The organism is Psychrobacter sp. CoH-33_TS_01 (assembly GCF_058189395.1).
Genome location: NZ_JBVGQI010000001.1, coordinates 440,539 through 452,823, shown reverse-complemented (window position 1 = coordinate 452,823; position 12,285 = coordinate 440,539). Strand labels below are relative to the sequence as shown.

The window sequence follows — 12,285 nt, the reverse complement described above, 5'->3', positions numbered from 1 at the left end:
ACATTATAACTGTTTGATATAATTATTCTATTCAAAACTCCTCGGTAATTTGATATACACTGAAGGCACATCAAGTTAACAGTCTGCAGATAATTTAACTGTGCGAATGCCTAGCTCAATGTTGATATCGCTGCCAGTGGCTGGATGGATGGACGCATTTTTTTAGTGGATTCATGCCAAAACGAGCGTGGATTTTATGGCCGTTATAACCAAATAAATCGCCTGATTGAACAGGCTCTTGCGTTGCTGCAGATTTGATTTGATTGATCATAGACCGGATGTCCATATCAGACCTGTCCACACCATTCTGCTGACGGCCACGGTCGGTCAGATTATAGGTAATGAGTTTAGTTCGAATGGACATTAAAAAACCCCTTACACGGTAGGCATAATATTAGTTATGCGTTAAGTGTTAGGGCTGTGGTATTTCTGAGAGCTTGGGATGGTTTGTGTGAATTGTAATCAATCTAATTACTTATACAATGGACCTTCGTCGCTATCGCACCATTGAGTAGATATATTAGATCCAGTTAGCGTTGTTATTTTTGTTGCATAAAGACCCTCACGCCCATCAGGAGTCCATTGGTAAGTACCAATTGCTGAGCATTTTCTTTCAAAATACGGGATTAGATTTTTCACCTTCATATAATCCCGATCAAATTGCTCTTTAGCTTCATCTAGAGAGGTCGGGTCAAGATTACATCGGTTGTGATTAAGAGGGATGTCCGCCATCCAAGTACCCGGTTTTGAGTTGACTTTGTTGCGCTCAGCAAAGACAGCCTGTTCAAATTTGGTTGCAAGCTCAAGCCTTGATGTCTTTGGATTACTTACATCCACCTTAAAAACTGGTGAAAACAATATTATCTTGTCGCCTTGCGATACCTTATAAGACCCCGGGCCAGAACTTAGAGTTTTAAAATCTGATATGCAGTATGCATAACGTATGCTTTCGGCATGCGCCTGCATTACTCCAAGCATGCAAGCCAAAGGCACAATAGTTTTAATTATGGTTCGAATCATTTGTCAGTCCTCTGTTTTATTTAGAATAAACTTTAAGCCCAATCCATGAGCAACAAACAAGCATTGGAAGGCACGCCTCTTGCTTAACCCCATGCTATATTAGAACTTATTTTTATCCAAGCTAATTTATCAAGCTCGCCTTCAACTTGATCGGCAGACGCTGCTTCATACTTAACTTCATGCAAAAAAATATAAAAACTCACCGATTGATTGGTGGGCAACTCACAATAATGCCTTACTTTAACACCGAGCATGCTATACCAGCAGATATTGGACGAAACCACTGCTGGTATATTCCTACTAATTTTGCTTGCCCCGCAGCTACGCTCCTATTTATAAATACTACAAGGATTATAAAATGTTAGATGTATTGAATAACTCAGAGTCGATGGTGTTGTTTTTCCATGGACTAGACTCGGATAATAAGACGGTGAATTTTACTGAAATCAAGCGCAAGCAAAAGCTATGCGAGACGGTGGATTATAGAAAGGATTTTGCTCAAGTATTCGAAATTTATGACGCCTTGATCCAAGCGCATATCAAAAAATATGAAGTTTTCGTATTGGCAGGAGAAGGTCTAGGCGCATGGTTTGCCAATCATTTTGCTCATAAATATAACCTACCTGCCCTATTAGTAGAGCCGTGTATCTATCCTAAGGAATCGTTGAAGGACTCACTAGCAGACAGTACGTTTATACCCCAAGAGATGCGCTTGTCCTTCCCCACGAGTAATCCTAACGATGTAGCGGTTATCATTGCAGATAAGGACGACCCCGCTGTTGCCATAGCCAAGAGAACTTTGGTCAATCTGCCAAACTCATGGGATATCGACTATATTCGCCATATTCCTCAGCGTGTAGGGTTAGGCATTGATATTAACTACCACCTCAATATGCTGTGTAGCGATGCCATCCTCGACATTGATTTTGATCATGTTGATGAAGCCGCTTATGCTCGTTATAAGGCGCAGTATTAAGACCAGGCAAGCTATTTCTCAAAACTTTGTGGTGGAAATCAATTTAGCTAAATACACAGTACCCCTTACAAAACCTAGCTTGCAAGGGGTTTTATATCACAGTAAATTGACCATTAAACCTGCTACATTTCACTCAATGACGACTTGTTCAATAATGACTTCATGACTGCCACTTCTGCACCGTCCCAACCTAATACGCTAGCTGATTTGCCCCAGCGCAAAATTATCCATCTCGATATGGATGCTTTCTACGCCAGTGTCGAACAGCGTGACTTCCCAGAATTGCGCGGGAAGCCTTTAGTTGTGGGTGGTGATCCCAGTGGTCGTGGAGTGGTAGCAGCGGCAAGCTATGAGATTCGTCAGTTTGGGGTGCGCTCAGCGATGTCTTGCTATGAGGCAAAAAAACGCTGCCCTGATGCGGTGTTTGTGCGGCCTCGCTTTGACGTGTATCGCGAAGTGAGTCAGGATATTCGTCGGATTATGCATACTTTGACCGATTTGGTAGAGCCACTATCGTTAGATGAGGCCTATCTGGATGTCACTGGGATTCAAGCGCATAAAGGCTCGGCGACGCTGATGGCGAATTGGTTACGCGCACAGATTTATGAGCAGACGGGGTTGCGTGCTTCGGCAGGTGTGTCCTTTAATAAGATGCTTGCCAAGATTGCCTCGGATATTAATAAGCCTAATGGCATTGCGGTCATTACCCCTGAGCAGGCGGATGCCTTTATTACTGCGTTACCGATTGAGCGCTTTCATGGTATTGGCAAATCGACGGCGCGTAGAATGCATGATATGGGTATTCGTAATGGTGCTGACCTAAAGGCTGCTGCTGTAGAGGCCTTAGTCGATCAATTTGGTAAGCGCGGTCGCTTCTATTCTGAGATTGCTCATGGCCGTGATATGCGCCCCGTGAAGTCTGAGCGCGAGTATAAGTCGGTCGGCTCTGAGACTACCTTTCGCGATAATATTAGCGATACCGCCATCTTACTTGAGCAAATCTTTGAGCAAAACGCCGATGCCTTCACGCAAATGGGCAAAAAAGGCCAGCAAGGTCAAACCCTCACCCTAAAGATTAAATATGCTGACTTTACTCAGATTACCCGCTCGCATACCTTACATACCCCCTTCCCCGATGCCGATTCTGCGCATTATTGGTTAGAGAAATTACTTGCGGATGTACCACGCCATTTACCTATTCGCTTGGTTGGCGTGACCTACTCCACTTTAAGCAATGCGGACGAGCCAGCCCCGCAGCCAGACTTATTTGACATTTTTGATGACTAATTTTGTCATAAACTAAAATACTTTTAAGAGTTCTAATGTCATATTTATGCAAGAATGCTCCCTCCTTTCTTAAAGGAGGGTTGGGGTGGATTTCTTTTTAAACCACAACGTCAATTCCCGCCACCGTCACATTCTGCTAAAATAGCGCCACTTCAAACCCCTCTTATTTTATTCTCCTTTTGAGCCTTGCAGAGTTCTTATGACTGAGCAGCCCTACCTAAGCGTCAATGACTACGATTACGACCTTCCTGATACGCTAATTGCCCGCTATCCCTTAGAGCAGCGCTCTGCCTCCAAGCTGTTGTACTTGCCAGCCAGTGCCGCGCCACAAGATCGACTGTTTGCTGAGTTGCCGGATTTGCTCAATGCCGGCGATCTGATTGTCTTTAATGACACTAAGGTTATGAAAGCTCGGCTATTTGGGCAAAAGGATACGGGCGGTAAGGTCGAAGTTTTAGTCGAGCGTCTTACTGATGAGGTGGAGTTTACCCAAGGCCATGCGCATGTGGCGCTATGTCATGTACGTGCGAGCAAAGCGCCGAAACTGGGCCAGACACTGCTATTAGCCGATGGTGCGATACAGTGCGAAATGATTGGCCGCCAAGAGAACCTATTTGTATTAGCCTTCACCAAGCCTATCTTGCCAGATTTAGAACAGCACGGTGAGTTGCCTATTCCGCCTTACTTTGAGCGTCATGCCGATGAGACCGATAATACCCGCTATCAGACGGTCTTTCATGACCCTGCGAAATTAGCTAGTGTTGCCGCGCCTACCGCCAGTCTGCATTTTGACGACGCTATTTTGCAGCAGCTACAAGACAAAGGCATTCGCAGCGCTTTTGTGACGCTACATGTGGGGGCTGGGACTTTTGCTCCGGTGAAGACGGACAACCTACTGAATCATACGATGCATAGCGAATATGCGGAGTTGCCACAAACTACGGCCGACCTGATTAATGAGACCCATCGCAATGGCAATGCCGTGATAGCTGTGGGCACTACCGTGACCCGTGTGCTTGAGACCGCTTATCAGCAGACCGTGACAGACAGCTCGCCGCTATCGGCTTGGGCTGGTGATACCGAAATCTTTATCTATCCTGGCTTTAAGTTTGGCGTCATCGACCGCTTAATCACCAATTTTCATTTGCCTAAATCTACCTTATTAATGTTAGTCTCCGCCTTTGCCGGTAAAGCCAATATTGAGCAGGTCTATCAGCATGCCGTGACTCAGCAGTATCGCTTCTTTAGTTATGGCGATGCGATGTTATTGGATAAGCTTACGAGCGCTTAGACGGGCTGTGACACAATACTGCTTAGGTCAGATAGTCCAAATCTGCTAGTAATACTGTGTTGATTTTGTTATAAATGCATAGGCAAGTATTACCGATAGCTTACAGTTTGTAGTCAACGTTAGGCTATAGACAGAGTTAAACCCTATATCTAATTAACACTTTTCTTTTATATTTCATTAATTTAAGCAGGGTTAGAGCTGGTTTAATTAGCGTTACATAGAAGGCAGTAAGCATGGCCTAATGGTCTGTAGTAATGACTTCACTTTTAGTATTTATAATAATTCGCTGATGACAAGGGATGCGCATGGCTGGGCAACGACCAAATAAGTTACGACAGGCGCTATCGTTAGCATTACTTGCTGCTATTGGCACATTAAGTATGGGTCCGATGACGCATGCGGCCGATATTGGTAAGACGGAAGTGCAATCTGCCCAGAACCAACCGCTCAGTGCCACTATTGCGGTATCGGGCATCGATATAAACGACTTTTCAGCCAGCCTAGTGGGTCAAGATATCTATCGTCAGATGGGACTGCAGCCTAACGATTCGATGGATGTCAGATTTGAGGCGACCAGTCAAACCTCGGGGCGTATTTTGATTACCACTTCGCGACCCGTCACCGCACCCTTTGCCGATGTCGTCATCGCTATCCGTACACAAGACCGCCAGCAAATCATTCCTAAAACGTTATTGATGCCGCTACAGAATTCAGCGACAGCTACTCGCGTGGCGACCAATCCTCCTGCCATGACTGCCGCCAGACCTAATTTACCAGTGACCACGCCAGCGCTTGGCACCCCATTACGGGTGAAACGCACGGCGCCACCCCCCTTATTATCCAACACCAATGCAGAGGCTTTATCGGCTGTGAATTTACCAAGACAGTCTACTGCTCCGGTTACTATTGCTCAGCCTAGTTTCCAAAACAGTCCCCAAAACAGTTTCCAAAACACTTACCGTGCCAATACAGGGGCCGGCATTACGACGAATAGTGTGAATAGTACAAGCAATGCGCGCAATAATCCCGTAAACGACAGACAGTTGGATATTTTAAACGTTGAGGTCACGCGCAAAATTATTGCGAGTGTACCTACAGCAGTCGCCGCTAATACCACAGTGCCCCCTGCGAACGACTTAGCTAATAATACTCAGCTTGCCGCTACGCCTACGCAGCCTGTACCGCAACCCAAACCTCAGAATAATGCCTTTAGTAATATCGTGGTACCACCAACACCAGTGCCTACAGTAGGTCGTTATACGGTACAGCGCAATGATAGTCTCTGGCTAATTGCTAATGAATTAGCGCGGCAGAATAACCTTGAGGTGGGTGCTGTGATGCAGCAAATCAAAGCCTTAAACCCCAATGCTTTTATCAATAATGATATTAATCAATTAAAAGCTCAAGCCCAGCTGAGTCTGCCTAATTATGAAGTCATTCCTTCGCAGCAAGGCTTAAAGGCGGCTATTGAAGCACGTAATACACGAGCAAACAGCAATAACCGTACGGTGGCCACTGCGCCTGTACAGCCTAAACCTACTGCTGCTCCGGTCGTGACTCGCACTACGACCGCCGTGACCAAAAGTAATTTAAGTAAAAAATTACCGCAAGCTACCATGACCGTGTTAGCGCCTGGTAAAGATGGCCGCGCTGACGGCACACAGACGCAAGCGTCAGCAGCTACGGGTTCAGGAATTAATAATGATACGCTGAATACCCTAAAAACGACGCGGCAACAAACAGCCCAACAGGCACAGCGAGTCCGCGAAGTCACTCAGCAGTTAGCGGGCGATAATAAGAAATTACAGCTGCAAAGTCAGAAGCTTGCCGAGTTAGAAGAGCGTTTAAAAGAGCTGCGTAATCGTTAAGTATCTAATTAATAATATTATTACTAATAGTCACCTATCTATAATAAGTCTATTTTTTATCGACCTATATTGTTAGTATGAAGACAGATAGGTTTTAACTTATATAATTAAGCTTATAGGGTTTATATTGGCAGCGAGCGCTTGCCGTTATTTATCTCCAAAAATAATTAAATATTGTCAGAGTCTCTGGACGACCGGTGTGGGAGCCAACATGAACAACCTTATTTATATAGCAATCGGCTTGGCTATTGTGCTTATTCTAGCCTTCGTATTATTACGCAGCAAGAATACGACACCGCCGCCGCGTAAGCCTGCTGCGGTCACACCACCAAGACCAGTGCATGACCGAGCCAGTCAAGCTGCTGTACCGAGTGCTGCTGCGCCGAACTATCAAGACCGACTCACGGTTGCACAGCGTTTTATTGATCAACAGCGTTATGACGATGCGATTAGTGAATTAAAGCAGGGCTTAGGCAGCCACCCTAAAAATAAAGACCTTACCCTCAAGCTACTGAATATCTATGCGTTAACCAACCGTACTGAGGCGTTTAGTGACTTATACCAAACGATTCAGATGCAAGGGGATGCGGCAACCCTAGCAGCGGCAGACAATATCAAGTCTCTGCTAGATGAAGAGCAAGCTTCAAGTAGACCTGCTCCTGTAGCGGCCAGTGATAGCTTTGTGGCGGACAGTCATGAGGAAGGTTTAGATTTCAATCTGTTAGACGATACGACTGTTGAGCACGCGCCTGCTGCTATAGCGGCCACTGCTGCTAGCGAAGAGCTTTTAGAGCTGGATAGTGTTGAGCAAGAAGAAAAGGTGTTATCTTTTGATGATTTAGAAAACCAACTCTTAGCAGATGATGGCCTCGCCACTCAGCAACAGTATACCTCTGACACTCCTGTCTCCGATACAGATAAAGGTCTAGACTTTAACTTTGGTGATGCAGACGCTGAGAGTTTGTCATTAGAGACTACTGAGCCTACGCAACCTGTCGCAGATGACAGCGCCTTTAGCCTAGAGTTAGACGAGCCAGCAACTATTACAACAACATCAGAGACCGTAGCCACTGATGATGCTTTTAGCCTAGACGATGACTTCGACTTCTCTAGCAGCTCAACGGTAACTAGCGATGCTCCTGCAGAAGATGCTCCGCAAACAGCCACAAGTGACTTTTTAGAGCTGGATAATTTAGTCACAGAGGACACCACAACAGACTCTCTAAATACAGAGTTGGCTGATGCCGCAGCGGCGACCCAAACGATTGAACTCGATGCTACTGATATGGAGCATAACGAGCTCAGTTTTGCGGATATCGAAAGCAATGAATTGGGTATGGATGACGACTTCTCGTTTACTACGGACGCGGTGACTACAGAAGAATCTGCCCCTACGGACACCAACTCATCTTTCTCGCTAGAGACGGAAGAAGCGTCTGACTTTACCGCAGATAGCTTGGCAATCGAAGAGCCAGTAGTAGCAAACCCTGTCGCTGAGTCAGCACCTGCTGCAGCTGTTGCTGAATTGGCCGATGTTGAACCTACTAGCGCTGATTTTGTAGAGACCGCTCAGTCTGCTGATACGCCCGTTAGCATCCCGGATGACAGTCAGTTTGCTGCAGATTTCGACTATGTAAATGAGTTGGATAGCGTGCAGGTCACCATTGATTTGGCAGCGCAGTATTTAGAGTTGGGCGAGTATGAGAGTGCTAAGCGTCTGCTCCAGGAAGTAGCGAATCAAGGCAATGCTGAGCAGCAGTCGCAAGTTGAGTCCTTATTAGCCAGAGCGGTTTAAGAGAATAACCAGTGTGAACTTAACCTAGTTATTATCTCTACTTAATCCGTTTTAAAAACGCATAAAGCCTCGGTTTTATGCGTTTTTTAATGGTATTATTCTCCCTATCTTCTCTCCCATTTTATCTATTTTGAGCTCTGATTTATCATGCCTTCATCCAAACTTACTAATAATGATTCTGCTACAGCTAACAATAACAACGTCCAACTCATTTACGCTGGCGGCACTTTTGGTTGCCATGGTAAACCGCTATCGCCGATTGCCGCAGCTGAGTTTTTACCTATCGTAGAGCAGCTTTTAGCGGAGCAATACTTACCGCAAACCTGTTGGTTAGACAATTCATTAATTAAAGACAGCAGCCAATTGACGCCTAGCGACTTTGTGCATTTTTATCAGTTAATTTTAGCGGCGTATGCCACAGGTCAACGCAGCTTCGTGCTGATTACCGGTACGGATAGCTTGAGCTATTTAAGCACTTTTTTAGCCGAGGCTTTTGTCGGTAGCGATATTTGTATCGTCGTCACTGGCAGTATGCGGCCATTGTTTGATCCTGACCAGCTCGAGGGCTATGTAGTCGATGACCAGTCGGATGCTTGGGGCAACTTAGTAGAGTCTATCAAATTAGCCGCCCATGGCGAGCCTGGCGTTCGCGTTTGCTTCGCTGGCGAAAGCTGGCAGGCACAGACTGTGCAAAAAATTCACAGCCACGACTTTATGGCCTTTACTGGTCATCGCCGCGCCGCCTATCCTGCTAATAGCTATAGCAAAATTCTACCGGATACCCGCCGGCAGCATTGGCTAGATGATCAGATGAGCGTGAATGCGCAAATCATCGAGCGTAGCACACAGGCGGCAGTCTATCCGCTGTATTGCATGCCCAATGATAGCGCTGTACTTGAGTTACAGCTGCGCAGTCTAATTGATCGCCCCGCGAGTGGTATTATCCTTATCGGCTTTGGCGCCGGTAACGCGACTTATTCGCCTGCGATAGCCGAGCTACTAGATCAAGCTTATCAGCGTGGTCATTTGGTCGTCAGTGCTAGCCAATGTGCGTTTGGCGGCGTCGGTGAGACTTATGCAGCAGGCAGCTGGCAATATGAGCATCACGTGATTAGTGGCGGTCGTCTGACCTTGCCCGCTATCTTTGCACGGCTGCTTTGGTTGCACCTGCGTTTTGATACGCCAGCTCGCCGTCGACAACGTTGGACCCATAGCATTAATCAAGCGACGCTGGTTAGAAGCTAACGGGCTGAAGTGATGCTACTTAAATAGTTATAAAAAGGCTAATCGTCTTATTCTTCATCCCGATTACTTTGACCAACCCCTATTTCTCTGAATAACTGTTGCTTACTATGACTGCTACTGCCCAAGATACTGACCTTGCCAATGACACGAATATCAATGCCACGAAAGAGTCCGTTAATATATTGCTAGTTGACAGCCCAGATAATACGCTACCGCCGTCTGAGCAATATACGTTAGCCATTGGTATTGAGTTCATAGGGACGGGCTACCGCGGTTGGCAGCGCCAAAAAGAAGTCGTCGGGGTGCAAGCGGTGTTAGAGGCCGCCATTAGCAAAGTCGCTAATGAAACCGTAGAAGTGGTGGCAGCAGGGCGTACGGATGCAGGCGTGCATGCCAGTAATATGACTGCGCACTTTACCACCAGTGCCTATCGACCGGTGCGCAATTGGCTACGTGGTATCAATAGCTTGCTGCCAGACGATATTGCGCTGCGTTGGATGGTACCGATGCCCAGTAGCTTCCATGCCCGCTTTGGCGCTATTGCCCGTCGTTACCGTTATATTACCTTAAATCAACCACTACGCCCTGCCCTGCTCAACCATCAAGTGACCCATATCTATGAGCCGCTAGATTTAGCCAAGATGCAGCAAGCTGCACAGACTATCGAAGGAACGCATGACTTTAGCAGTTTCCGTGCTGCTGCTTGCCAATCCAACCAACCGGTACGAACGATCAGCCACGCCAAGCTCTTTGCTCATGGTGCCTTTATCGTATTCGACATACAGGCCGATGGCTTTTTGCACCATATGGTGCGCAACCTGATGGGCACGCTATTTGCGATTGGTAAAGGGGAGCTCGCCCCAGAAGATTTACAAAATATTATGGCAAAAAAAGACCGTACAATTGCTCCGCCTACCGCCTCGGGGGACGGCCTATATTTTATTAATGCCTACTACCCGCCTGAGTTTCAGCAGCTGTTACCCGACCTGCCTTTGACCCCAACTTGGCTTAATTTACCTTAATCTGCTAACTTTATAGCGCTAGCTTAAGCCTTAACTCATTACTCTGTAACACCACGTTACTGTGAGCGCTTCTACAGGCGCTACATATTGCGTTTATTCACCAAGTTACGTATAATACGGTCTTATTTTTATTGATTGACAGCGACTATGGCAAAAAAAGACGACATTATTGAATTTGAAGGCGAAGTCATCGACACCCTTCCAAATACTCTATTTAAAGTGCGTTTAGAGAATGGGCACGAAATCATCGCGCACATCTCAGGTAAAATGCGTAAACATTATATCCGTATTTTGACGGGTGACAAAGTTAAGGTCGAGATGACCCCTTACGACTTAACCAAAGGTCGTATTACTTACCGTGGCAAAAACTAATCACGGATAGTAAACTCTGCGTAACAGCTCTTTTGAGTGATTCTATTACGTTTAAGCCTAGCTGATATGTCAAATACTTTGCTGAGCTAAAGACAATCGAATAGCCAATAGCTACGACTTTAATTCAGCACTAAAAAACACCGCCATTTCGCGGTGTTTTTTTATGGGCGCTGCTTTATTTATATAACAACATTGATATAACAACTTTTATAATGGCTAGTTTATAGCCAGTAACGGCTGCACCATTCATTATTCATTAATAGCCCAGCCGTTATTAATATCTACAATACTGTTAGCCAGCACCCTTACTTAAACTCAACCGTAGCATCATCATCGATTAGACCGTACAAGGTCAACGCATCCCAGTTGGTCAAGCGCACACACCCAGAAGAGGCCTGACGGCTAATACGCTCAGGATCTGGCGAGCCATGAATGCCATAAGTGGGCTTGCTTAAGCCAATCCAAACTAAGCCTACTGGGTTATTCGCGCCCGGTGGAATGATCGTCTTGGTGCCATCATCCGCAGTATAAGTGTAGTTAGGCTCATGCACCTTAACTTCGACTTTATGCGTCCCTGTTGGAGATGGGGTCGCTGTACTGCCTACAGTGGTAGGATAACTGGCAACCAATTTATCATTGGCATCATAAGCATAAAGCGTCTGTGTAGTCTTATCCGCTACCACTCGGCTCACTGCGGTCGTGGTCGGCGTACCTGGGTTATAAATAGTAATGGTCTCGCCTGATTTAAACGATTTATTGGGGTTTAAAGCTTTTAAATAGTCGGTATCCATATGGAACTTTTCTGCTAACGCTTCTAAAACACTTTCATAATACATGCCCTCAAGCTCGCCTTTTGCTTCCGTACTAGCAGGGATAGTCGTGGTCTTGATATTCACATCACCATCTTTAATCATGTAATTGACCAATACTGGCTGCTGGGTCAGAGTACTGTCTTGCGTGAGCGCTTGCCACGTTTCACTATTTAAGCTATCGGTTACTGCTAGCCCATTGGCCTTTTGAAAGGCTTGCATGGCCTTACGAGTGTTTTTACCCCAACGACCATCGACAGCCCCAACGCCATGATTGTGCCAATTGAGCAAGGCTTGTAATTTCGCGCCGACATTACGATCTATTTTTTTACCCGCTTGCCATTGGCTACTGTTGACCTTTTTTGCGGTACTGCTCAAATTATCTGTGGAATAAGGAATAACCGGCAAGACTTTATTTAAAGTCGTGATTACTTTTCCTTGTCCAGTGAACTTTTGGCTGACCATGGTGGCAGACTTTTCTGCAGCGTTGGTAGTGCTAGTAGCATTCGTAGTTGCGGCCTTCGTGGTGGCTGCATTAACGGGCGAACTGACCAGCATAATAGATGCTAACGCCATTCCGAGTACGTTGGTTATTATTAT

At 46.0% G+C, this 12,285-nt stretch carries 11 protein-coding genes; 8 read left to right on the top strand and 3 right to left on the bottom strand.

The window, feature by feature from the left end; genetic code table 11:
* Positions 1–115 precede the first annotated feature (115 nt).
* Together ACZ2XM_RS01850 and ACZ2XM_RS01845 are read right to left on the bottom strand one after the other, a co-directional pair.
* Positions 116–364: a hypothetical protein gene (locus ACZ2XM_RS01850; protein WP_490588522.1), complete on the bottom strand. Its 249-nt coding sequence runs from the start codon at positions 362–364 to the stop codon at positions 116–118.
* Positions 365–471: 107 nt separating this feature from the next.
* The gene (locus tag ACZ2XM_RS01845; RefSeq protein WP_490588523.1) at positions 472–1,020 is read right to left on the bottom strand and encodes a hypothetical protein; all 549 of its coding nucleotides are present in this window, start codon (positions 1,018–1,020) and stop codon (positions 472–474) included.
* Positions 1,021–1,378: 358 nt separating this feature from the next.
* Here ACZ2XM_RS01845 and ACZ2XM_RS01840 point away from each other — a divergent pair, with 358 nt between their 5' ends.
* The 8 genes from ACZ2XM_RS01840 (at position 1,379) to infA (ending at position 10,876) form a co-directional block, all read left to right on the top strand.
* Positions 1,379–1,996, top strand: coding sequence for a YqiA/YcfP family alpha/beta fold hydrolase (locus ACZ2XM_RS01840; protein WP_490588524.1), 618 nt, complete (start codon positions 1,379–1,381; stop codon positions 1,994–1,996).
* A 162-nt stretch (positions 1,997–2,158) separates the two neighbouring features.
* A complete protein-coding gene (gene dinB / locus ACZ2XM_RS01835; RefSeq protein ID WP_490588525.1) occupies positions 2,159–3,283 on the top strand; it encodes a DNA polymerase IV in 1,125 nt (374 codons plus the stop codon).
* 199 nt (positions 3,284–3,482) lie between these two features.
* Positions 3,483–4,574: a tRNA preQ1(34) S-adenosylmethionine ribosyltransferase-isomerase QueA gene (queA, locus tag ACZ2XM_RS01830; RefSeq protein WP_490588526.1), complete on the top strand. Its 1,092-nt coding sequence runs from the start codon at positions 3,483–3,485 to the stop codon at positions 4,572–4,574.
* Positions 4,575–4,879: 305 nt separating this feature from the next.
* Positions 4,880–6,442 (top strand): type IV pilus assembly protein FimV, encoded by a 1,563-nt coding sequence (locus ACZ2XM_RS01825; RefSeq protein WP_490588527.1) that lies wholly within the window; start codon positions 4,880–4,882, stop codon positions 6,440–6,442.
* Between the two features lie 211 nt (positions 6,443–6,653).
* A complete protein-coding gene (locus ACZ2XM_RS01820) occupies positions 6,654–8,237 on the top strand; it encodes a FimV/HubP family polar landmark protein (RefSeq protein WP_490588528.1) in 1,584 nt (527 codons plus the stop codon).
* A 147-nt stretch (positions 8,238–8,384) separates the two neighbouring features.
* Entirely contained in the window at positions 8,385–9,482 is a 1,098-nt protein-coding gene (locus tag ACZ2XM_RS01815; RefSeq protein ID WP_490588529.1) for an asparaginase, read from the top strand.
* Between the two features lie 107 nt (positions 9,483–9,589).
* The gene (truA, locus tag ACZ2XM_RS01810) at positions 9,590–10,504 is read left to right on the top strand and encodes a tRNA pseudouridine(38-40) synthase TruA (RefSeq protein WP_490588530.1); all 915 of its coding nucleotides are present in this window, start codon (positions 9,590–9,592) and stop codon (positions 10,502–10,504) included.
* A 147-nt stretch (positions 10,505–10,651) separates the two neighbouring features.
* Positions 10,652–10,876 carry a translation initiation factor IF-1 gene (gene infA / locus ACZ2XM_RS01805; RefSeq protein WP_019671605.1) on the top strand — a complete coding sequence of 75 codons (225 nt, stop codon included), beginning with the start codon at positions 10,652–10,654 and terminating at the stop codon, positions 10,874–10,876.
* 305 nt (positions 10,877–11,181) lie between these two features.
* Here the strand turns inward: infA and ACZ2XM_RS01800 are convergent, their stop codons facing one another.
* Positions 11,182–12,261 (bottom strand): L,D-transpeptidase family protein, encoded by a 1,080-nt coding sequence (locus ACZ2XM_RS01800; protein ID WP_490588531.1) that lies wholly within the window; start codon positions 12,259–12,261, stop codon positions 11,182–11,184.
* Positions 12,262–12,285 lie beyond the last annotated feature (24 nt).